Annotated in this window: 22 protein-coding genes; 14 read left to right on the top strand and 8 right to left on the bottom strand. The window is 56.8% G+C overall.

The genetic code is table 11. The features are described from left to right. Positions 1 to 42: 42 nt before the first annotated feature. The 3 genes from rplI to rpsF are packed head-to-tail and all read right to left on the bottom strand — an operon-like array spanning position 43 to position 1284. A complete protein-coding gene (gene rplI, locus G7G_RS0114110; RefSeq protein ID WP_010442081.1) occupies positions 43 to 663 on the bottom strand; it encodes a 50S ribosomal protein L9 in 621 nt (206 codons plus the stop codon). A 12-nt stretch (positions 664 to 675) separates the two neighbouring features. Continuing rightward, positions 676 to 903 carry a 30S ribosomal protein S18 gene (gene rpsR, locus G7G_RS0114115; RefSeq protein WP_005608650.1) on the bottom strand — a complete coding sequence of 76 codons (228 nt, stop codon included), beginning with the start codon at positions 901 to 903 and terminating at the stop codon, positions 676 to 678. A 27-nt stretch (positions 904 to 930) separates the two neighbouring features. Further along, positions 931 to 1284 carry a 30S ribosomal protein S6 gene (gene rpsF / locus G7G_RS0114120; RefSeq protein WP_029622013.1) on the bottom strand — a complete coding sequence of 118 codons (354 nt, stop codon included), beginning with the start codon at positions 1282 to 1284 and terminating at the stop codon, positions 931 to 933. A 277-nt stretch (positions 1285 to 1561) separates the two neighbouring features. Between rpsF and G7G_RS0114125 the strand changes: the two genes are divergently transcribed. Together G7G_RS0114125 and G7G_RS0114130 are read left to right on the top strand one after the other, a co-directional pair. Further along, positions 1562 to 2071 (top strand): hypothetical protein, encoded by a 510-nt coding sequence (locus G7G_RS0114125; protein ID WP_238528803.1) that lies wholly within the window; start codon positions 1562 to 1564, stop codon positions 2069 to 2071. A 126-nt stretch (positions 2072 to 2197) separates the two neighbouring features. Further along, entirely contained in the window at positions 2198 to 2770 is a 573-nt protein-coding gene (locus G7G_RS0114130) for a YceI family protein (RefSeq protein WP_010442084.1), read from the top strand. A 52-nt stretch (positions 2771 to 2822) separates the two neighbouring features. Here the strand turns inward: G7G_RS0114130 and G7G_RS0114135 are convergent, their stop codons facing one another. Further along, positions 2823 to 4052, bottom strand: coding sequence for a cytochrome b/b6 domain-containing protein (locus tag G7G_RS0114135; protein WP_010442085.1), 1230 nt, complete (start codon positions 4050 to 4052; stop codon positions 2823 to 2825). 172 nt (positions 4053 to 4224) lie between these two features. On the opposite strand from G7G_RS0114135, the gene fabD reads away from it, so the two are divergent. The 7 genes from fabD (at position 4225) to mltG (ending at position 10562) form a co-directional block, all read left to right on the top strand. Further along, entirely contained in the window at positions 4225 to 5163 is a 939-nt protein-coding gene (gene fabD, locus G7G_RS0114140) for an ACP S-malonyltransferase (protein WP_010442086.1), read from the top strand. Between the two features lie 44 nt (positions 5164 to 5207). Then, a complete protein-coding gene (fabG, locus tag G7G_RS0114145) occupies positions 5208 to 5945 on the top strand; it encodes a 3-oxoacyl-[acyl-carrier-protein] reductase (RefSeq protein WP_010442087.1) in 738 nt (245 codons plus the stop codon). A gap of 209 nt (positions 5946 to 6154) precedes the next feature. Continuing rightward, a complete protein-coding gene (locus tag G7G_RS0114150; protein ID WP_008756330.1) occupies positions 6155 to 6388 on the top strand; it encodes an acyl carrier protein in 234 nt (77 codons plus the stop codon). A 139-nt stretch (positions 6389 to 6527) separates the two neighbouring features. Further along, entirely contained in the window at positions 6528 to 7067 is a 540-nt protein-coding gene (locus tag G7G_RS0114155) for a GNAT family N-acetyltransferase (RefSeq protein ID WP_010442088.1), read from the top strand. 123 nt (positions 7068 to 7190) lie between these two features. After that, positions 7191 to 7934 carry a 1-(5-phosphoribosyl)-5-[(5-phosphoribosylamino)methylideneamino]imidazole-4-carboxamide isomerase gene (locus tag G7G_RS0114160; RefSeq protein WP_010442089.1) on the top strand — a complete coding sequence of 248 codons (744 nt, stop codon included), beginning with the start codon at positions 7191 to 7193 and terminating at the stop codon, positions 7932 to 7934. 204 nt (positions 7935 to 8138) lie between these two features. Further along, positions 8139 to 9404, top strand: a complete 1266-nt coding sequence (gene fabF / locus G7G_RS0114165) for a beta-ketoacyl-ACP synthase II (protein ID WP_010442090.1) — start codon at positions 8139 to 8141, stop codon at positions 9402 to 9404. Continuing rightward, the gene (gene mltG / locus G7G_RS0114170; RefSeq protein ID WP_010442091.1) at positions 9405 to 10562 is read left to right on the top strand and encodes an endolytic transglycosylase MltG; all 1158 of its coding nucleotides are present in this window, start codon (positions 9405 to 9407) and stop codon (positions 10560 to 10562) included. 113 nt (positions 10563 to 10675) lie between these two features. On the opposite strand, the gene G7G_RS0114175 is transcribed toward mltG, so the two are convergent. Then, on the bottom strand, positions 10676 to 11935 hold the full coding sequence (locus G7G_RS0114175) for a DEAD/DEAH box helicase (RefSeq protein ID WP_010442092.1): 1260 nt from the start codon (positions 11933 to 11935) through the stop codon (positions 10676 to 10678). A gap of 287 nt (positions 11936 to 12222) precedes the next feature. Beyond that, on the bottom strand, positions 12223 to 13980 hold the full coding sequence (locus G7G_RS0114180) for an adenylate/guanylate cyclase domain-containing protein (protein ID WP_010442093.1): 1758 nt from the start codon (positions 13978 to 13980) through the stop codon (positions 12223 to 12225). A gap of 314 nt (positions 13981 to 14294) precedes the next feature. Between G7G_RS0114180 and G7G_RS0114190 the strand changes: the two genes are divergently transcribed. From G7G_RS0114190 to G7G_RS23050, 3 genes are all read left to right on the top strand, one after another. Next, a complete protein-coding gene (locus G7G_RS0114190) occupies positions 14295 to 14639 on the top strand; it encodes a hypothetical protein (RefSeq protein ID WP_010442094.1) in 345 nt (114 codons plus the stop codon). Beyond that, the gene (locus G7G_RS0114195) at positions 14548 to 15918 is read left to right on the top strand and encodes a DNA-packaging protein (protein WP_083829013.1); all 1371 of its coding nucleotides are present in this window, start codon (positions 14548 to 14550) and stop codon (positions 15916 to 15918) included. Before G7G_RS0114190 ends, G7G_RS0114195 begins: the two co-directional genes overlap by 92 nt. A 142-nt stretch (positions 15919 to 16060) precedes the next feature. Next, positions 16061 to 16915, top strand: coding sequence for a Hint domain-containing protein (locus G7G_RS23050; RefSeq protein WP_010442096.1), 855 nt, complete (start codon positions 16061 to 16063; stop codon positions 16913 to 16915). 418 nt (positions 16916 to 17333) lie between these two features. Here the strand turns inward: G7G_RS23050 and G7G_RS0114205 are convergent, their stop codons facing one another. Both G7G_RS0114205 and G7G_RS0114210 read right to left on the bottom strand, forming a co-directional pair. Further along, positions 17334 to 17594 carry a hypothetical protein gene (locus tag G7G_RS0114205; protein ID WP_010442097.1) on the bottom strand — a complete coding sequence of 87 codons (261 nt, stop codon included), beginning with the start codon at positions 17592 to 17594 and terminating at the stop codon, positions 17334 to 17336. Positions 17595 to 17986: 392 nt separating this feature from the next. After that, positions 17987 to 18607 carry a cysteine hydrolase family protein gene (locus tag G7G_RS0114210; protein ID WP_010442098.1) on the bottom strand — a complete coding sequence of 207 codons (621 nt, stop codon included), beginning with the start codon at positions 18605 to 18607 and terminating at the stop codon, positions 17987 to 17989. A gap of 279 nt (positions 18608 to 18886) precedes the next feature. Here G7G_RS0114210 and G7G_RS0114215 point away from each other — a divergent pair, with 279 nt between their 5' ends. Together G7G_RS0114215 and G7G_RS0114220 are read left to right on the top strand one after the other, a co-directional pair. Next, complete coding sequence (locus G7G_RS0114215; protein WP_010442099.1) at positions 18887 to 20047, top strand: phage portal protein; 1161 nt, start codon at positions 18887 to 18889, stop codon at positions 20045 to 20047. After that, positions 20040 to 20258, top strand: a complete 219-nt coding sequence (locus G7G_RS0114220) for a GTA head formation protein, RCAP_rcc01685 family (RefSeq protein ID WP_010442100.1) — start codon at positions 20040 to 20042, stop codon at positions 20256 to 20258. Before G7G_RS0114215 ends, G7G_RS0114220 begins: the two co-directional genes overlap by 8 nt. The last annotated feature ends 7 nt before the right edge of the window (positions 20259 to 20265 follow it).

A 20265-nucleotide genomic window follows, 5' to 3' on the forward strand; every position in this document is an offset into this window, starting at 1 on the left:
CGCACATAAGTGCGGCCCTTTGGATTCGTAGAAGCAGCCGGATCAGGCTTTGGCTTCGTCTTCTTCAGCCGGAGCTTCTTCGGCAACCAACTCATCGTCATCCGACGCGGCCGAGCCGATGTCGTCAAAGAGTTCAGCGATTTCGAATTCAGCGGCGGCTTCTTCTTCAGCAGCCAGTTCCTGAATCGATTTACCCGATGCTTGCAGTTCGGCTTCTTCTTCCGAACGGGCAACGTTCATCTTGATCTCGACTTCAACCTCAGGGTGCAGTTTGACTGCCAGCGAGTGAAGACCCAGTTCTTTGATCGGGGCGATCAGAACAATCTGTTTCTTGTCGACGGTGAAGCCTGCGTCGGTCGCAGCGTCTGCGGCGTCACGCGGGGTGACCGAACCGTAAAGAGCGCCGGCATCTGACGCCGAGCGAATCACGATGAACTGCTGACCGTCCAGCTTTTCAGCCAGCGCTTCAGCTTCTTTCTTGGTTTCCAGGTTGCGTGCTTCAAGCTGCGCTTTCTGGGCCTCGAACGATGCGATGTTCGATTCGGATGCGCTCAGTGCTTTGCCCTGAGGCAGCAGGAAGTTGCGGGCGTAGCCGGGCTTGACGTCAACGACGTCGCCCATCTGACCCAGTTTCGCAACGCGTTCCAGAAGGATAACTTGCATGTCAGTCTCTCCTTACTTCACAGCGTAGGGCAGCAGGGCGAGGAAGCGGGCGCGCTTGATAGCACGGGCCAGTTCACGCTGCTTTTTCGCCGAAACGGCGGTGATGCGCGAAGGTACGATCTTGCCGCGCTCTGAGATGTAGCGCTGCAGCAGACGGGTGTCTTTGTAGTCGATTTTCGGCGCGTTCTCACCCGAGAACGGGCAGACCTTGCGGCGGCGGAAAAATGGTTTTGCGGCCATGGGTTATGTCCTTTCGTCAGGCGTTGATCAGCGGCGCTCGCGGCGACCTTCGCGCTCATCGCGCTTTTGCATCTGGACCGAGGGGCCCTCGTTGTGCTCGTCGACCTTGATGGTCAGAACGCGCATAACGTCGTCATGCAAGCGCATCAGGCGTTCCATTTCCTGAACTGCGCCCGAAGGGGCATCGGTTTTCAGAAAGGCATAGTGGCCTTTGCGGTTCTTGTTGATCTTATAAGCCATCGTCTTGACGCCCCAGTACTCGCTGTCTACGACGTTGCCGCCGTTGTCAGCCAGAACGGTGCCGAAATGTTCGACAAGGCTTTCTGCCTGCGCGTTGGACAGATCCTGACGCGCGATCATTACATGCTCATACAGTGGCATGTGCACTCCTGTTTATATCAAGGCGCATTTCAAAGGCGGGGTCATTGGTCCTTCGCGACCCTGCCACGAGAGGCTGCGCGATTCATAACCTTTGCGAAGGATGGCCCCGTATACACGTTTGCGCGGTCGGGGCAAGCCCTGCCATGGATGCCTTGGTGAAGTCGCCCAATTTCCTTTGGTGTGCCCAATTCCTGACGCTTTTCGCCCCGAGGTTGTTCATGAAGACCGGAGTACCCGGCAGTTTGGAAAAATTAGACAGGGCAAAACAATGGCCGTCATGAACACAAACACTTTTGAACAATCTGCGTCTCGCGCAGCATTTGAGAAATCAGTTCCCGTTCTGATTACCTTCGCGCCTAACTGGCGCGCACGGATCGTTCTTATGCGTGTCGTAGGGGCTTTTCTGATCCTCTCGGCATTTTCAATGTGGCTTATGCCTGGCTCTGTCATGGGGGCCGAAGTTTGGCCGATCAAACTGGCCGCATCGATGATGTTCCTAATTGTTGGCGTCAGCCTGCTGACCATCGAGGTCATGGATTCACGCCCAGATGCCTATTTTGATCCGATCCGCCGCGAAGTTCGCATTTTGCAGAAGAATGAAAACGGTCGGCCGCAAACGGTTCTGCGCCGCAGCTACGACTCGCTGGGCGGTGCACGATTTGCGGATGATCAGGTTGAATTGTTTGATGTGGATGGCAGCCTGCTGATGAAGCTGCCGCTGCAATCGGCCGATGTCAGCTCAGCGCTGAAAGGTCAACTCAGCCAAAACGTAACAATTTTCGCCTGAATTTTATTCTGTTCAAAAAGGAACAGATTCTGTGAATCAAAAAAACTTGTGTGCTGCCCTTGGGCAGCACATTTTTGTTGGTGAGCAACCCACCCGGTTTGCGACAACACCATTGCGGAGATTGTTATGAAATCCACCCTTCTTGCCGCTGCTCTGGCTGTTTCGGCCACGACTGCATTTGCCAGCGCTGAAAAATATACTCTGGATCCCAGCCATAGCCAGGTCATCTTCAACTACAACCATCTGGGTTTTTCGACCACCTACGGTATGTTCTCGGGCTTTGAAGGCGAGATCATGTTTGATCAGGAGAACCCTGCTGCTTCAAGCGTGAATGTGTCGATGCCAGTTGTTGAGATGTTCACGGGCTGGAAGCCGCGTGAAGACCACTTCATGACCGAAGATTTCTTCGGCGTGACTGAGGGTGATCTAATCACGTTTACCTCTACGGGTATTGAAGTTACCGGCGAAAACACTGCCAACATCACGGGCGATCTGACCATGAACGGTGTTACGAAATCGGTCGTACTGGACGCCAAGCTGAACCAAGTGGGCGAACACCCAATGGCGGGCAAACCCTGGGCCGGTTTTGACGCCACCACAACACTGGTGCGCAGCGAGTTCGATCTTGGCCAGTTTGCACCCTTTGTCAGCGACGAAGTCGAGGTTCGCATTTCGGTAGAGGCCCAGAAGGCCGACTAATCCGACGTTGACGAACTCTATTACCGCCGGAGGCAACCCTCCGGCGGTTTTTTCATTCCTGGTCGCGCTCTGCCGTCAATTCAACTTTGACAGCGACAGTGAAGCCTAACGAATCTTCAGTGGGTTGCGATGTGCCGACGTTGAAATCCATGCGGTTGAGCTCCAGACTGCCGGACATGGTCGCTTCATCGTCCGCAATCTCCAGCGTGAACGGCAGAACAACATCAACCGATTTATCTCGGATCGTCAGAGGCCCACGTGCTTCGTAGCCTGTTTCTGTTTTGAGAAGATCAGCTTTGAATTGAGCCGTGGGAAATGTCTTGCTGTCGAAGAAATCCGCACCCATCGCCTGATCGGTGACCGTACCAAGGCTGAGTGATCCGATCGCAATGGTCACATCGACCGATCCCGCCAGTCCCGGTTCGGTGGGGTCCTCGAACGCAATCGCCGCAGTCCAGTCGGCGAATTCACCGGTCACCGGGCTCCCCAACTGGGAAATCGTGATCGACAGGGTGCCTTCCTCAACCTCCCACTCTGATTGGACATCTTCAAGCTCTGCAGTGTCCAACGAGGCTTTGCCGTGGTCGTCAAACTCGCCAGTGGCCCAGCCAACGACGAGCACCGCAGCCCATATTGCCAAAGCGGCAAACGCGGGTACGGTCGAATGGTGCTGTGCTGGTGGCTGTGGCGCCTCGGATCGACCCGGCAGCATGCGGCGCAGAGTGCTGTCTCTGTCCACGACATGGTGTTTCAACGCACCCGCGATATGTAGCAAGAGCGATCCGGCCAGTACCAAGATGAATAACCAATGAAAGGCGGCGGTTAGCTCGGCGAGAAATGCCGATTTTGGAACAAACGGCAGGTTCTGACCGAACGGCCAGAGAATTGGGGCAAAGCCTTCGGCGGCGGCGTGGTGGATCCAGCCACTGAGTGGAACCAATATCAGCGAACCGTAAAGTAACCAGTGCACGGTTTCAGCGGCAAAGGCCTCGGGCTTGTTATCGGCGTTGAGCAGACCGGGTTTTGTTTGGTTTAGAGCCCAGAGGATTCGTGCCAGAGCCACGAAGAACACGGTGACCCCGACGGTCTTATGCAACGAAAATAGCCGGGCCGCGCGGGCGATATCATCCTCGGTCGTTTGGATGTTTGGATCATATATCGCGTGGGCCAGTTCATTCGCGAACCAACCCAGTGGCAGAGCCGTCAGGATCAGCAGTGCAGTCAACCAATGAAATGCTTTGGTTACACCACCATAGCTGGACTGGGTATTTGTCAGGGACATTGTTTAGCTCTCCGCATTTCTGGGTTGCGGCTAAGTTAAAGGGATGCTGTGCGGACACAAGGCGGAGAAATGCACAGTCAAGGTGTCCTGATGCAGAACGCATGCAACGCTTGTGCAGCGTCGTCAGTCAGTTTACACCCCGCCGCAATCTAACGTCATCCATGAGGTTGCAATGACACGCGCATTCGTTTTCCCGGGGCAGGGTGCCCAGACCATCGGAATGGGCAAAGCACTGGCGGAGGCCTATCCCGCCGCGCGCGCCATTTTCGATGAGGTCGATGAGGCCTTGGGCGAAAAGCTTAGCGATCTGATCTGGGAAGGCGATATTGCTGAATTGACGCTGACGCAAAATGCTCAGCCTGCGCTGATGGCGACATCGATGGCGGCGATGCGTGCACTGGAGGCTGAAGGAGCGTCAATCTCGATGGCATCCTATGTGGCCGGACACTCGCTGGGTGAATACTCGGCTTTGGCCGCTGCCCGTGCTCTGTCAGTTGCTGACACCGCACGGCTGTTGCGGACGCGCGGACGGGCGATGCAAAGCGCTGTACCGGTAGGTGAAGGCGCAATGGCCGCAGTCCTGGGTCTGGACCTAGAAGCAGTGCGTCTGGTGGCCGAAGAGGCCGCGCAGGGAGAAGTTTGTCAGGCTGCCAATGACAACGATCCGACACAGGTCGTCGTCTCGGGCGCAAAGGCCGCTGTTGAACGCGCTGCCGAGATTGCCAAGGAAAAAGGTGCCAAACGCGCGATTATGTTGCCTGTAAGTGCTCCATTTCACTGTGCGCTGATGCAACCTGCTGCAGATGTAATGGCAGACGCTCTGGCTGCCGTGGAAATCAAGGCACCTGCCGTGCCGTTGGTCGCGAATGTTCGGGCCGATGCTGTGACCGATCCGGATGTGATCCGACAGCTGCTGGTGGAACAGGTAACAGGTTCGGTTCGGTGGCGCGAGAGCGTGCAGTACATGGTCGCACAAGGTGTGACCGAGGTGTGGGAGATCGGCGCGGGTAAAGCTTTGTCTGGCATGATCCGCAAGATTGATCGTGCGCTGTCCTGCACGGCGGTTGGATCGCCTGAAGACGTACAAAAAGCCGTTAACCCCGGCGCATAAACAAAAGACAGTCGCCGGTTTCGGCGGCCAGAGAGGGAACATAGATGTTTGATTTGACAGGTAAGAATGCGCTAGTCACTGGTGCTTCGGGTGGAATTGGAGGCGATATCGCTCGCGCTCTGTACGACGCTGGTGCCACTGTTGGTCTTTCCGGAACGCGAGTAGAGCCTCTGCAAGCCTTGGCTGACAGTCTGGGCGACCGTGCGCATGTCCTGCCTTGCAACCTGAGCGATCCCGAGGCCGTCGAGGCACTGCCGAAACAGGCAGTCGAGGCGATGGGCTCGGTCGATATTCTGGTCAACAACGCAGGCATCACGCGCGACAACTTGTTCATGCGCATGTCAGATGAAGAGTGGCAGAGCGTGATCGACGTGAACATGACCGCCACTATGAAGCTGTGCAAAGGCGTGATCCGGGGCATGATGAAGGCGCGCTGGGGCCGGATCGTGAACGTTTCGTCGGTAGTGGCTGCGATCGGGAACCCGGGTCAGGCGAACTATGCCGCCTCCAAGGCCGGTATGATCGGCTTTTCCAAGGCGCTGGCGCATGAAGTTGCGACCCGTGGCATCACCGTGAACGCGGTTGCGCCGGGCTTCATCACCACCGCAATGACCGAGAAGCTGACCGATGAGCAAAAGAAGGGTCTGCTGCTCAAGGTTCCGGCAGGTCGTATGGGTGATCCACAGGAAATCGCAGCCGCTGTGCTGTATCTTGCAAGCCCCGAAGCAGGTTATGTTACCGGAAGCACCTTGCATGTGAATGGCGGTATGGCCATGTTGTAGTCGCAATTCGGGGCTGATGCGAAAGCGTTTGCCTTGTGCGTAGTCTGTGTTATAGGCGGCGCATATGCGCAGGAACCGGTCCAAGGGCCGGTTCTCTGATTTCCCGGGGACCCGGGACCCAAACCGCCCGGAAAGGGCAAAACCAGTCCATCCCGAACGGGCAAGGGCAGAACCGGGCGGACAGCCCTGAAATGAAATGAGGAATAGACATGAGCGACGTCGCAGATCGCGTAAAGAAGATCGTTGTTGAGCACCTGGGTGTTGAAGAGGACAAGGTTGCTGAAAACGCCTCGTTCATCGACGATCTGGGCGCAGACAGCCTGGACACCGTTGAGCTGGTAATGGCGTTCGAAGAAGAGTTCGGCATCGAGATTCCGGACGACGCTGCCGAGACCATCCAGACCTTTGGCGACGCGGTCAAATTCATCAGCGAAGCTTCCTAAGCTTATCGTTCTAAGACAAAAGCGGCGCTTCCGGGCAACGGAAGCGCCGTTTTTTTGTGCCTGACGTAATTCGCACTTGCCTTGATCTGTTGAGAATTCGCAATCTGGCGCTTGAGGCAAAAAATAAGCGGGTAAGGGCATGATAAGATCCATCCCGATGATCAATACGGCGCGTCTGACCTTGTGTGCGATGCGCCCCGAGGATTTCAACCGTTTCGCCGAGATCTGGCGTGATCCGAAAGTTGTGCGACATATCGGTGGCACCCCGAAGACGCGTGGCGAGGCCTGGGATTCCTTCTTGCGCAACGCTGGCCACTGGCAGATGACCGGTTTCGGTCAATGGGGTGTGATGCTGCAATCGAATCGCACTTTGATCGGGCAGGCCGGGTTCTTTTTCGGCAACCGCGAGCTCGGAGAAGATTTTGATGGCTTCCCTGAAGCAGGGTGGGTTCTGGACCCAGAATTGCAAGGGCAGGGGTACGGGCGCGAAGCCGCCCAAGCCGCGCATGATTGGTTCGACCGCGTCATACCCGGCCCGCTTGTCGCGCTGATTGATGCCGACCATGCAGCGTCTCAGCGACTGGCTGAGAAGTTGGGCTACAAGTTGCTGCGTGAGGCAGAGTACCTCGACACGGCGGTTCATTTGTTTCGCCGTGATGGACCCCCGGCGCGGGTCTGAAACGCTTATACTTGAGCAATGCCGCAAACGGCATTTACTTTGCCGATCCCGGGAAAAGATGGGAGGGGCGGCGGAGATATGGTATCGTGGTATTGCCATTTGAGTGAGCGGAGGAAAAGGCTCATGAGAATTTATCCCACGATGGAACTACAGAACGGTCGCTGTGTGACGCTGGACAAGGGGCGTCTGGATGACGCGATGATCTGGCATGTGAATCCGGTAGAGACCGCGCGAAGCTGGTCGGCTGCAGGCGCAGCATGGATGCAACTGACGGACTTCGATGCCATCGAAGGACGTGACACCAATGCAGAGCTGGTTGAAGAGATCATTCGTTCGTCCGAGATGTCCGTGCAGTTGGCCGGTGGCATGCGGACGCGCGAGCAGGTTGAATATTGGATCAACAAAGGCGCTGGGCGAATCGTAATCGGGACGTTGGCGGCCTGGGACCCTCAATTGGTTAAAGAACTGGCTAAGCTGTATCCTGATCAGATCGTATTGGCAGTTGATGTCTGGCAAGGCCAGGTGATGACCGAAGGTTGGCGAAGCCAGAGCGCCTTTACACCGGAAGCGTTCATTGAAGCATTTGCAGATACACCATTTGCGGCCATTTTGGTCACTGACATCGATAGCGACATGGAAGATGTCGAGGCGCAGCTGGGGCTGATCTCGGGTCTCGCCGAGAAATCACGCACACCGATCATTGCAAGCGGCGTCGTCCGTACTGCAGATGATATTTCGCGCCTTGCCTATATATCGAATATTTCAGGCGCAATCGTTGGTCGCGCACTGTTCCGCAAAACAGTTGATTTGTCCGAAGCGTTGGAAGTTGCAAAATCGGCGCACGAGCCGGTCGCTGAATTCCAGTAGACATAGCGCAACAAAAAACCCGGCCGTTATATGCTTGATGTCGGTCGGGTTTTCACTTTTTCACGCATTTTAGATTACATGGCAGAGTTTTGAACGATTTCCGGTTTGGGGATACCGAGCCAGATTCTGCCGTTGCTCTTGCCCCCGCACCCCGGGCCGGGGTATGAGCGGTTCTCATAACAGGAAGCAGGCAAGAGGCACTTCATGCGCAGAGTCGTCGTAACCGGTCTTGGATTGGTCACTCCTTTGGCCAGTGGGGTTGAGGAAACATGGTCGCGGCTGCTGGACGGCGAGTCCGGTGCAGGCCCGATCACACATTTCGACGCTGAGGCAAGCGGGGTCACCACGACCTATGCCTGCGAAGTGCCGCGCGGAGATGGCACCGACGGAACGTTCAATCCCGATGATTGGATGCCACCGAAAGAGCAGCGCAAGATTGAGGATTTCATTCTCTATTCGATCGCGGCTGCCGAGATGGCCTGCAAGGATGCCAATTGGCTGCCCGAGGACGAAGAAGACCGCCTGCGCACGGGCGTTCTGATCGGATCGGGTATTGGCGGGCTTGGGTCGATTGCCAACACAGCAAATCTGATCCGCGACAAAGGTCCGCGTCGAGTGTCACCGTTCTTTATTCCGGGCGCTCTGATCAATCTGGCCTCGGGTCAGGTATCGATCCGGCATGGATTTAAGGGGCCGAACCACTCGGTCGTTACCGCGTGCTCGACCGGTGCCCATGCGATCGGCGACGCCAGCCGCATCATCCGCGCCGGAGATGCAGATGTGATGATCGCGGGCGGCGGCGAGGGCTGCATCTGCGAAATCGGTATCGCAGGCTTCAACGCCTGCAAAGCCTTGTCGACCAAATATGCCGGTGACCCGAAGAAGGCGAGCCGCCCCTATGATATTGACCGCGACGGTTTCGTCATGGGTGAGGGCGCGGGTATCGTGGTTCTTGAGGATTACGAACACGCTAAAGCTCGTGGTGCGAAAATTTACGCGGAGGTGCTGGGTTACGGTATGTCCGGCGACGCCTATCACATCACTGCTCCGTCTGAGGATGGCGACGGGGCCGAACGCTCGATGAAAGCAGCGCTGCGCAGCGCGGGGCTTGAGCCGAAGGATCTGGACTACATCAACGCACATGGCACCTCGACCATGGCGGATACGATTGAGCTGGGTGCTGTAGAACGCCTGCTGGGGGATCACGCCAGCAACGCGACCATGACCTCGACCAAATCGGCCACCGGTCATCTGCTGGGCGCTGCTGGCGCGATTGAGGCAATCTTCTCGATCCTTGCGATCCGCGATCAGGTCGCTCCGCCGACTATCAATCTGGACAACCCGGCGGTTGAAACTCCGATCGATCTGGCGCCGAATGCCAAGCGCGAGCGTGAGATCAATGTGGCCTTGTCAAACTCGTTCGGATTTGGCGGCACCAACGCAAGTGTGATCTTCGGAAAGGTCAGCTAAATGTGGCGAGCGCTCGCTTCGAACGCGTTGACTATTCTGATCGTTGGCCTGTTCCTGATGGGTGGCGTCATCCTGTGGGGGCAGTCGCAATACAAGTCCGAAGGTCCCCTAGAAACTGCGATCTGTCTGCAGGTGAAGCCGGGGTCCAACATGACACGGGTCAGCCGTGATCTGGAGGATCAAGGTGCGATCAGCAGCGGGATGATTTTCCGCTTAGCTGCTGATTACACAGACAAATCTCAGCAATTGAAAGCGGGCAGCTTTCTGGTGCGCGAGGGGTCGTCGATGGAGCAAATCGTCGACGACATTACCCATAGCGGCGCCAGCACCTGCGGGACCGAGATTGAATACCGCATCGGTGTGACCCGTATGCAGACTCGCGTACGCGAACTGAACCCGGCGACGCTGGATTTCGACGAAGTCGCATCCTTCGTAGTCGGTGAAGAGGAAGCGCCTGAAGCCTATGCAGAAAAACGCGGCGAGGCGGATACGCGCTATCGCATTTCTCTGGCCGAAGGCGTTACCAGTTGGCAAATTGTCGAGTCGCTGAAAGCAATGGATTTACTGACCGGCGAGGTGGCCGAATTGCCCGCAGAAGGGATGTTGGCCCCTGATAGCTACGAGGTTAGACCCGGTGAAGATCGGAATGCAATTCTTGCTGAAATGCAGGAAAAACAGCAGCTTAGAATAAATGCGGCGTGGGAGGGGCGTCAGGACGGTTTGCCTTTGAACAGCCCTGAAGAGATGCTGGTTCTGGCTTCGATCATCGAAAAAGAAACGGGTCAACCGGAAGAGCGCGGCCAAGTGGCCAGCGTTTTCGTCAATCGTCTGAACCAAGGTATGAGGCTGCAGACTGACCCGACCGTAATCTATGGCGTGACCAAGGGGCAGGGCACCTTGGGTCGCGGATTGCGGCAAAGCGAACTGCGCCGCGCGACGCCTTGGAACACCTATGTCATCGAGGGGTTACCGCCCACCCCGATCGCCAATCCGGGCCTTGCGAGCCTTGAGGCTGCGGTGGCACCTGACAACACGGATTTCATCTTCTTCGTTGCAGACGGGACCGGTGGTCATGCCTTTGCCGAGACCCTGCAAGAGCACAATCGCAACGTCGCAAAGTGGCGCGAGATCGAGGCAGAGCGGAATTCAGGGAACTGATCTGATCTTCCGACTTGTACAGGTTTGAAACGGCGTGTTGTTCGACTTGTACAACACGAAATTCCAACCCCAGTAATGAAACGGCCCAGTCACTCGACCGGGCCGTTTCTTGTTCAGGCCGCCTTGGCGCGACGTGGACGGCGGCGTTTCTGACCGCCCGGCTTCGGTGCGCCGGAGTGCTGAGGTTTCGGGCCACGACGACGATTGTTCGGACGGCGTGGGGATTTCTTGGGCGCGATTGCTTCGGGCATCTCACCGCTGGCGACCGGGATCTCGATCTTCATCAGCTTCTGGATCTGACGTAGCAGGTCGACCTCTTCCGCCGAGCAGAAGGCGATGGCCTCACCCTCGCGGCCTGCACGGGCGGTGCGGCCGATGCGGTGGACATAGTTGTCGGGCACCTCGGGCAGATCGTAGTTGATCACGTAAGCCACGCCCGGAATGTCGATGCCGCGCGCAGCGACGTCTGTTGCGACGAGGACGTTAATCTCGCCCGCGCGGAAGGCTTTGATCGCGCGATCACGCTGGCCCTGACTTTTGTTGCCGTGGATCGAGGCTGCGTTGAAACCATCGGCAACCAGGCCTTTCATCAGCTTTTCCGCTCCGTGCTTGGTGCGGGAAAAGACCAACGTCAGCGCGTCCATGTCAGCCGAAAGGATTTCGCGCAGTTTGGCGGGTTTCGCAGGCTTTTCAACGAAGTGGATCGATTGAGTGATCTTGTCTGCCGCTTTGCCAGGGGGCGAGACCTGCACCCGTTGCGGATTGGTCAGGTAGGCGCGGCTGAGCTCTTCCATTTGTTTTGGCATCGTTGCCGAGAACAACATGGTCTGGCGTGGCGTTCCTAGTTCCGGCGCGATGCGGCGCAGCGCATGGATGAAGCCCATGTCGAGCATCTGGTCCGCCTCGTCCAGCACGAGGTGCTTGACTGAGCCCAGATCAACAGCACCGCGGTCCATCAGGTCGATGAGGCGGCCGGGTGTGGCGACAAGGATGTCAGTGCCGCGCGCAAGGAACATGATCTGTTTGTTGATAGATTGGCCGCCGACCACGGTGGCAACCCGCAATTTGGTCTTTTTGGTAAGGCCCCGCAGGCTGTCCGCGATCTGGTTAACCAGTTCGCGGGTGGGCGCGAGGATCAAAGACTTGGCCGTTTTGGGCGCTGGTTTGCCGGGCTGGGCCAGCAGATGGTCGATCAGGGGCAAGCCAAAGGCCAGAGTCTTGCCAGTTCCGGTTTGAGCAAGGCCAAGAATATCGTGACCGTTAAGCGCCAGCGGGATCGCCTGGTTCTGGATTGGGGTCGGTTGAGTGAAGTTGGCGCGTTTGAGCGCATCATTCAGAGCGGGCGCGAGGCCCAGCATGTCGAAGTCGAACAAATAACTATCCTTTACAGCCCGAGGCAATGGCCCACGGGCAAGTCGTGATGGGCCGCATCCGCGACCGGCAGGGGTTGTGCGAAACCTCAGGACGCGCAGGCGTTTCCTGCAGCATCTGGTTGTCGCGTCAAGAACCCTGCGTGATGGGGAACTATGGGTGAATCGGGCGCTGTTGGGGGGCGGTGTCGCCCACATGCTCACGCGGTAGCGCTGTTTGAGGGGCACATGCGGGTTGGAAGAACGATTGTCAAGCAAACATTACGGAGATGAGACAGTAAAACACTGGTTTAACTGCGATCGATTAACCCGTGGCGCACCAGGCCAGAAAAAAGGATGTCGTCCCGTTCGTCCTCATACGGACACCATTTACTAAGGCGCGCGACACTTCCAGGTGAAAGCTGCTCGCACGTGACCAAAGCTTTTGATGCGTCGTCCACCCGGTCAAGTGCTGCAAGGCAGATCGCACGACGAAACACCATATTGGCGTCGGTCGGGCGTGTGCTGACAGCGCGATCGGCCCAGTCAAGTGCATCAAACGCTTCACCTGCCACTAGGTTGATGCGTGCGATGGACCAGAAATAAAATGCGCGGTCAGGTTCACGCGGTGAAAGAGCTAGCGCCTTTCGAATCTCTTCGGCGGCTTCCAATCCCTGTGAAGGATCGGCCAATTCCTTTCGGTTGTGATATGCGACTCTTGCGCGGGTGAAATAGGGATTCAGCCGAATTGCATGCTCAAGCTCATTGAGGCTGAGTTCTTTTTCTCCGCGCCAGACATAGGCTGTTGACATAACGTAATGGGCAAATGGTGATTTTTTAGAAAGAGACAGAGCCTTTCGCGCAGCATCGAACCCATTTTCGAGGGCGGTGTCACGGTTCTTTGACAAGCCAAAGCCATACTCTTTTAGGTAGGCCCAACCTAGAGCCGCCCAGGCCTCGCCATAGTCCGGCTCAATATCGATGGCGGCACAAAAGTCCCTTTGCGCTTCTTTGAGGTCCTGCAGCGCCGCGTTGCGCAGATTTGCCATGCCACGCAGATAGAGTTCCCAAGCGCCCAAGTGGAGTGGTCTCTGCTGGCGCAGGCGGTCAATCTCACCCTCGACCAGTTCCACATCGAGCGCGGTGACAACGCGCAAAGTGATATCGTCTTGGATTCCGAAAAGATCCTTGAAATCACGGTCATACTTTTCGGACCAAAGTGAATGTCCAGTGTCACCCTCGATCAGCTCAACTGTAACCCGAATGCGCTTGCCAGCGCGCCGAACCGTTCCTTTGACCAAATATCGGGCGCCTAGAACGCGCGCCGCATCCTGCGGCGAAAGAGCGGGATCGATAATAAGGCTCGACGCGCTGGCGATAACAGGGAGGCGGCCCATATGTTGCAGAGCAGAGATGATGTCTTCGGCGAGACCTTCGGCAAAGAATGACTGGTCGGGATCAGGAGCGTGATCCAGAAACGCAAGGACAGCAACCGTTGGCGGGGAAAAAGACTGATTGGGCTCGGTATGCTGCAATTCACGATCCGCTGCCCAACGCCATACCGTCAGTGAGCGCGAGATATTCTTAACGGTGTGTTGCCCATCCTGATCCAGATGAGCAACAAGACCTTTCTGTAGGGCATGCGCAAATTCGGTAGAAGCCGCGATGCCACTTGGGTGTGCTAGCCCTTCGAGGCGGGCAGCGATATTGACACCATCGCCGAGGATGTCTTCACCTTCGATAATGACGTTGCCGATATGGGCGCCTATGCGCAGGAATAGTCGCCGATCTACCGGCGCCGCGCGTGCTTGTTCAACGCAGGCATTTTGAATCTCGAGCGCCGAAATCATTGCTGCATCTGCTGTACCAAATTCAGCTAGGAACCCGTCGCCCATTGTCTTGACCAATCTTCCTCCCGATGCCTCTAATGCAGGGAGGATGATCCGATTTCGTAGACTCCGCACCGCTCGCACGGTTCCCAGTTCATCCGCCTCAATTAGTTGCGAATACCCAACGACATCCATGACCAAAATGGCAGCGAAACGCTTTTGATCTAATGCGACTGTCATCGTTTCGATGCCCCATAGATGATACGCGATGCGTATAGGTTACGAATTGATGCCGATATTACCAAGTGTCATAGAGTGATCGGCCTGAGATGAAGCTGGAATGGCGGATCAGTTCTTGGCTAGAGGTTAAGAAAAAGTAATAATTATAGTATGTTGGGTGTTGCGGCTGTTGCATGAAGCCTTGACTTTACGCGCGGTTTCTCGTATAGGTTGTGTCATGCTAGAAGAAGTGGGCAACGGCCCCGGGGTGACCCGGTGGCCGTTTTTCGTTTCTCTCGTGCGGAAAAACTCACGCATGAGGTCAAGACGCAAACATGACTTTGATTACCCCGGAAGAGCGGATTTCTCAGACGGCTGATTTGTTGCAGTCGCTTGAGCGGTCCATTCGCGATCTGCGCCAAGCAGCGGAAGAATTGCGAAAACAGATCGGTGCCGGGGAGGATGCAGACTTTGCCGGAACAGGCAAGCAACTGGGTCAGCTAGAGGGGCTGATCCGCAGTTGCCAGAAAGTGGAGACAAGCTTTGTCGAACAACATCACAGACAAGCCGGAATTGCCCAAGGGGGCTATGCGCTCGACCTTGATCGGGCACGATCTGAGATCGGGTGCAGGCTGGCTCGTCTCCGCGCCTGCTGCGGTGCAGGACAGATTTCTGAGTGAGATCGGGGAGGGGGGGCTGTGTGCCCTCCCTTTCCTGTTCGAGTTCTGGGCGTTACCGCATCAGTTGCCGCCTGCGGGTGACTGGCGGTCATGGGTGATCATGGGCGGGCGCGGCGCGGGCAAGACGCGGGCCGGGGCCGAGTGGGTGCGGTCGATGGTCGAGGGGTCTTTGCCGCTGGATCGGGGGGAGGCGTGTCGTGTTGCTTTGGTCGGTGAGACATTCGATCAGGTGCGCGATGTGATGATCTTTGGCGATAGCGGGATATTGCAATGCTCGCCTCCGGATCGGCGGCCTGACTGGAAGGCGTCGGAACGCAAGCTGGTCTGGCCAAACGGGGCCGAGGCGCAGGCGTATTCGGCGCATGATCCTGAGCGGCTGAGGGGCCCTCAGTTCGATGCGGCCTGGGTGGACGAGCTGGCCAAATGGAAAAAGGCGGGGGAGACTTGGGATATGCTGCAATTTGCTTTGCGGTTAGGCGAGCGGCCGCGGGTCTGTGTGACTACAACGCCACGCAATGTGAAGGTTTTAAAGGCTTTGCTAGAATCGCCGTCCACCGTGCAGACCCATGCGCCGACCGAGGCGAACCGGGCCAATCTGGCGGACTCGTTTCTGGCCGAGGTGCGCGCGCGCTATGCGGGAACGCGGCTGGGGCGGCAGGAGTTGGACGGTGTGTTGTTGTCGGATGCCGAGGGGGCGTTGTGGACGGGTTCGATGCTGGAGGCAGAGCGCTGTGCGCGGGTGCCCGCGTTGGATCGCATCGTGGTGGCGCTGGACCCGGCGGTGACGGCGGGGGCGGATGCGGATGCTTGCGGGATCGTGGTCGTGGGCGCTCAGCTACAGGGGCCGCCCGAGGAGTGGCGTGCCTATGTGCTGGCCGACCGGACAGTGCAGGGCGTCGGCCCGGCGGGCTGGGCGCAGGCGGCGATTGACGCGATGGATGAATTTGGGGCCGAACGGCTGGTGGCCGAGGTCAATCAGGGTGGGCAACTGGTGGAAGAGGTCGTGCGGCAGGTGGACCCTCTAGTGCCATTTCGTGCGGTGCGGGCGTCTCGCGGCAAGGTCGCACGGGCCGAGCCTGTGGCGGCGCTGTACGAGCAGGGGCGGGTGCGCCATGTGGCCGGGCTGGACGCGCTGGAGGAGCAGATGTGCCAGATGACCGCGCGGGGGTTCGAGGGGCAGGGCTCGCCTGACCGGGTCGACGCGCTGGTCTGGGCGTTGCACGAGCTGGTTGTGGGGCCCGCGGGGGTGTATCGACGGCCTAGGGTGAGGGCATTGTAATCGCATCAGTATTCTTGCTTCCGGCAATCCGCGCCCAATGACTTAAAGTTGAAAGTGAATCAGGAGTTACATCTTTAGAAATACAGATTATTGAATATAATGGCGCCGCCCGTTCTGCGATCGACGTCGAAAGGAGAATTTGGTGCCGTTCGATATATTGGCGCACACTGTGAATGAAACCGGTCAGGGAGACCTGATCGTACAGGACACCACGGTACCTGCCATTATTGATGGGTCGACCATTTCTTTCGACGGTGGTCAAACATTCCAACCATACACCTATCTTGGCCAGGGGAACTATCGTGGCACAGGTGAATCTGGCGAGTTTATTCAGGTTGGGGGGCAGGTTTATGCTTACGATACGGCAAACCCGACAGGCCCGATGCGAACAGGTAACTGGAAAATAACGGAGAACGACCTTGATCCCAGTAATCCGCCTTGTTTCGTAAGTGGCACCCTAATCCAAACACCTAAGGGCGATGTGCCGGTTGAGTCTTTGGTACCGGGGAACAGTGTTGTAACCGCTTCCGGCAACAAAATGCCAATTCTTTGGAAAGGAAGTCGAGTAGTCACGCGATATATGTTCCATCGAAATCCATCGCTTAGGCCAGTAATCATAGAGAATGGTGCTTTGGAAAACGAGAGGGCTTTGCAGGTATCTCAGCAACATCGGTTGTTGTTAAAAGGTCATCAGGCAGAACTGTTTTTTGGTGAACAAGAAGTCTTGGTTCCGGCCAAGGCGTTGATCGGATTGCCCGGAATCACTGTGGATTCTTCCGGCAACGAAGTCACTTACCACCACATTTTGCTGCAAGAACATCAAATGGTTCTTGCAAATGGGATTGTCGCAGAGAGCTTATTTATTGGCGATCAGCTTGGTCACAAGGACTTAGCGGAAATTAAGGCTCTTTTTCCGGAACTGATCGCGGATCTCAAGAAGGTTAAAGCGGCGAAGCCGATGTTATCCAACAACGAAGCAAAGGTTCTAGTTTGGTAAGGCCAGAGTGTCTCATCAGCAAAAGTTCTTGAATCTTTGTGTTGATAAACTTGCGCAATGTGTTTGGTTTCTTCTCGATCGATTGCGATTTGCTCGCGAAGCGCCCAGTAGAGATCAACTTTGGGCATTTTTGGTGCTCTCTAGCCCCCTCTCCCAAGGCTTTAACGCTTTCCGCGATAAATCCTTTCAAAAAATCGGGTAGAGAGGTGATCAGTTGACCCATGATCTGGCTGGACGCGCTAGAAGCTAAGATATGTTAGATTAGCGCGCGCGGGTTTAAGTGGCAGGACTCACCCTACTGCCTCGGCGCGCTGATCTGGGCGCTGCGTGAGCCGGTGGTGTGGTCTGCAGGGGCGTATCGGCGGCCGAGGGTGCGGAGTTTGTGAGCGCTTTGAGGGTTGATAGATTACTGGCGCAATCAGGTTCTCGACATTGGGTACTCTTGACTCCAATTATCCTCGTATTCGCCGAGCAGCCGGGACAGGGTCAGCAGCGAAGAAAACAGCCTTGCGTGGACATCCGGCGACATCATTGTTTTGTAGTCATCAAGCAGCTGCACAAGAACGACTACATTGGAGGCAAACACCTCGTAGACGTGTTTGTCGGCAGCGGTAGGTTCATTGGTCCAGTTATTGTGCGTATCGTAGTATCTAGACGGCACAGGTTCGTTTTCATTCATCGGGTGGCCTCTTCAATTTGAAGCACACGTGGGGGCATGTGAAACGCAGACAATTGTTGTGGCAAGAAATCACAAGAACTTGGCGGCGATTGCAAAGGATTTAGGTTAGATGTCCAACGAGCCGCTAAATATTACAATTGGCTAGGCCGGATTTAGGGGCAGGGCTCGCCCGATCGGGTCGATGCACTGTCTGGGCGCTGCATGAGTTGGTTGTAGGGCCTGCGGGGGCGTATCGGCGGCCTCAAGTGCGGAGTTGGTGAGGCGCGTACTTGGCCTATCCAAGTGAAACGGTCAATCGCCTTGAGCTCAAACCTGCTGGTTCGCCACCATGTTGCGAGCGGCCTGTTCTGGTTTAAGACCGCGCATCATAGGGGGAAACGTGCTATTTCATATTAATGCGACGAGATTGCCGCTATCGCTGCCTCGCGACTCTGAACTGCACCGGTTTGCAGATATTCCATTGCTTTGAGTGCAGCCTCATGAGCTTGGATAGACGAACCACCTACGCAATCCTCGACAACGCGGCAGAAATAGTCTGATTGGTGGGCATCAACGAAAGTGTAGTGCACACAGACATCTGTTAGCCCGCCGCAAAGTATCAGAGTATCTACTTTCAAGCCTCGTAGGAGAATTTCAAAGTCGGTTCCAAAGAACGCAGAATAACGTCGTTTGGGAACCAGGTAGTCGCCCGAGCGATATCCCATTTCTTCTTTGGCAACTTCAGTCTTTGGATCACCCTCGAGACAATGTATGTCTTCATCGCCATCCAGTTCCCTGCCGAAGTCGATCTGATCGGGGCGATGGACTTCCTGAATGAAGATTACGGGCACATTGTTCTCATGCGCTGCGTCAACCAAATCGCGCGCTGCAATCATGCGTTCCTTGTAGCCTGGCATATTATCAATCGAGCGCAATTCGCTATCATCAATGAATGTGCTCTTTTGAATGTCGATCACGATCAGTGCGGGTCGACCCTCAATCAAGTTCTTTGCGTGTTTGTGTTTGGTTGTCATCTTCGACTTCAGTTTTGTCAGGTCGTCCTGACGAAACGCCGTTTTATTGGCCGGGTCGTCCCGGTGGGCAGATCAATTTTGATTAAATGTGCTATCGCGCATCGTCAAGGACGTTCGCTCCCAAAGAGGCAATTCAAGGCATGGCTATATTTAGAACGTTGTAAAGGGAGGGGAATGGCGTTGCCCACCCCCCGTACGCCCCATTCCCAAGCCCTAAACTTCTTTCCGCCATAACTCCTTTCAACAAGCCGAGCAGAGCGGTGGCAGAAAGGAGCACAGATGGTATTCGATTTCTTGCGTCGTGGATCGGCTGAGGCAGCGCCCGAGGCGAAGGCGAGCGCGGCGGGGCCTGTGGTGGCGTGGCAGACGGGCGGGCGCGTGGCGTGGAGCCCTCGGGACGCGGTATCGCTGACGCGGACGGGGTTTTCGGGGAACCCGGTGGGATTCCGCTCGGTCAAGCTGATTGCTGAGGCGGCGGCGGCGTTGCCTTTGGTGCTGCAGGATCAGGCGCAGCGCTATGACGTGCATCCGACCCTGTCCCTCCTGCGCCGTCCAAATGCGGCGCAGGGGCGGGCGGAGTTGATGGAAGCCTTGTTCGGGCAGTTGCTGCTGTCGGGTAATGCTTATGTTGAGGCTGTTCAGGCCGATGAGGGGCTGCCGGTTGAGCTGCATGTGTTGCGTTCGGACCGGATGAGCGTGGTGCCGGGGGCGGATGGGTGGCCCAAGGCGTATGACTACGCGGTGGGCGGTAAAAAGCACCGGTTTGAGGCGGAAAACATCTGTCATATCAAGTCGTTCCACCCGCAGGATGATCACTATGGGTTCTCGCCGATGCAGGCGGCGGCGATGGCGATTGATGTGCATAACAGCGCGTCTCGGTGGTCGAAATCGCTGCTCGACAATGCGGCGCGGCCTTCGGGGGCGCTGGTGTGGAAGGGTGATGGCCATGGGGTGATGGCTGAGGATCAGTTTCGGCGTTTGTCCGATGAGATCGAGCAGAACTATCGCGGGGCGCGCAATGCCGGGCGACCGATGGTTCTGGAAGGGGGACTGGATTGGAAGCCGATGGGCTTTTCGCCGTCCGATATGGAGTTTCAAAAGACCAAGGAAGCCGCCGCCCGCGAGATCGCGCTGGCCTTTGGGGTCCCGCCGATGTTGCTGGGGATACAAGGCGACGCGACCTATTCGAACTATCAGGAGGCCAACCGGGCGTTTTATCGCCTGACCGTATTGCCTCTGGTGACGCGGGTGGCGGCGGCTGTGTCGGAGTGGCTGGCGGGCTTTATCGGGGAGGAGTTGGTGCTGAAGCCCGATCTGGATCAGGTGCCTGCGCTGTCGGCAGAGCGCGATGCGCAATGGGCGCGGGTCAATGGGGCTGATTTTCTGACGGATGCGGAAAAACGCGCGTTGCTGGGGCTGCCGGAGCGTGGCGATGGGTGACGGGTATCCACCGTTCGATTGCGCGCCGGGCCTGCGCTTGGCCGCGCATGAGCGGGTGGCGGAGATCCAGCATGCGCACCTCTGTCGGCGGCTGGATCAGATCGAGGAAATGATGGAGCGGCTGGAGAAGCGGTTGTGGCTGACAGTCTATGGCGTAGCGGCGGTGATTTTGGCGCAGGCGTTTCAGTCATTCCTTGTGGTAACGCCATAATGTCAGT

The sequence above is a fragment of the Ruegeria conchae genome (genome assembly GCF_000192475.1).
Classification (GTDB): domain Bacteria; phylum Pseudomonadota; class Alphaproteobacteria; order Rhodobacterales; family Rhodobacteraceae; genus Ruegeria; species Ruegeria conchae.

What these genes read in the sequence shown, in the direction of transcription:
- rplI (WP_010442081.1), bottom strand. Translation starts at nt 663, where the DNA reads ATGCAAGTTATCCTTCTGGAACGCGTTGCGAAACTGGGTCAGATGGGC.
- G7G_RS0114190 (WP_010442094.1), top strand. Translation starts at nt 14,295, where the DNA reads ATGACTTTGATTACCCCGGAAGAGCGGATTTCTCAGACGGCTGATTTG.
- G7G_RS0114205 (WP_010442097.1), bottom strand. Translation starts at nt 17,594, where the DNA reads ATGAATGAAAACGAACCTGTGCCGTCTAGATACTACGATACGCACAAT.
- G7G_RS0114160 (WP_010442089.1), top strand. Translation starts at nt 7,191, where the DNA reads ATGAGAATTTATCCCACGATGGAACTACAGAACGGTCGCTGTGTGACG.
- fabD (WP_010442086.1), top strand. Translation starts at nt 4,225, where the DNA reads ATGACACGCGCATTCGTTTTCCCGGGGCAGGGTGCCCAGACCATCGGA.
- fabG (WP_010442087.1), top strand. Translation starts at nt 5,208, where the DNA reads ATGTTTGATTTGACAGGTAAGAATGCGCTAGTCACTGGTGCTTCGGGT.
- G7G_RS0114220 (WP_010442100.1), top strand. Translation starts at nt 20,040, where the DNA reads ATGGGTGACGGGTATCCACCGTTCGATTGCGCGCCGGGCCTGCGCTTG.
- rpsR (WP_005608650.1), bottom strand. Translation starts at nt 903, where the DNA reads ATGGCCGCAAAACCATTTTTCCGCCGCCGCAAGGTCTGCCCGTTCTCG.
- G7G_RS0114195 (WP_083829013.1), top strand. Translation starts at nt 14,548, where the DNA reads ATGCGCTCGACCTTGATCGGGCACGATCTGAGATCGGGTGCAGGCTGG.
- G7G_RS0114125 (WP_238528803.1), top strand. Translation starts at nt 1,562, where the DNA reads ATGAACACAAACACTTTTGAACAATCTGCGTCTCGCGCAGCATTTGAG.
- G7G_RS0114150 (WP_008756330.1), top strand. Translation starts at nt 6,155, where the DNA reads ATGAGCGACGTCGCAGATCGCGTAAAGAAGATCGTTGTTGAGCACCTG.
- fabF (WP_010442090.1), top strand. Translation starts at nt 8,139, where the DNA reads ATGCGCAGAGTCGTCGTAACCGGTCTTGGATTGGTCACTCCTTTGGCC.
- G7G_RS0114210 (WP_010442098.1), bottom strand. Translation starts at nt 18,607, where the DNA reads ATGACAACCAAACACAAACACGCAAAGAACTTGATTGAGGGTCGACCC.
- G7G_RS0114215 (WP_010442099.1), top strand. Translation starts at nt 18,887, where the DNA reads ATGGTATTCGATTTCTTGCGTCGTGGATCGGCTGAGGCAGCGCCCGAG.
- G7G_RS0114135 (WP_010442085.1), bottom strand. Translation starts at nt 4,052, where the DNA reads ATGTCCCTGACAAATACCCAGTCCAGCTATGGTGGTGTAACCAAAGCA.
- mltG (WP_010442091.1), top strand. Translation starts at nt 9,405, where the DNA reads ATGTGGCGAGCGCTCGCTTCGAACGCGTTGACTATTCTGATCGTTGGC.
- G7G_RS0114180 (WP_010442093.1), bottom strand. Translation starts at nt 13,980, where the DNA reads ATGACAGTCGCATTAGATCAAAAGCGTTTCGCTGCCATTTTGGTCATG.
- G7G_RS0114130 (WP_010442084.1), top strand. Translation starts at nt 2,198, where the DNA reads ATGAAATCCACCCTTCTTGCCGCTGCTCTGGCTGTTTCGGCCACGACT.
- rpsF (WP_029622013.1), bottom strand. Translation starts at nt 1,284, where the DNA reads ATGCCACTGTATGAGCATGTAATGATCGCGCGTCAGGATCTGTCCAAC.
- G7G_RS0114155 (WP_010442088.1), top strand. Translation starts at nt 6,528, where the DNA reads ATGATAAGATCCATCCCGATGATCAATACGGCGCGTCTGACCTTGTGT.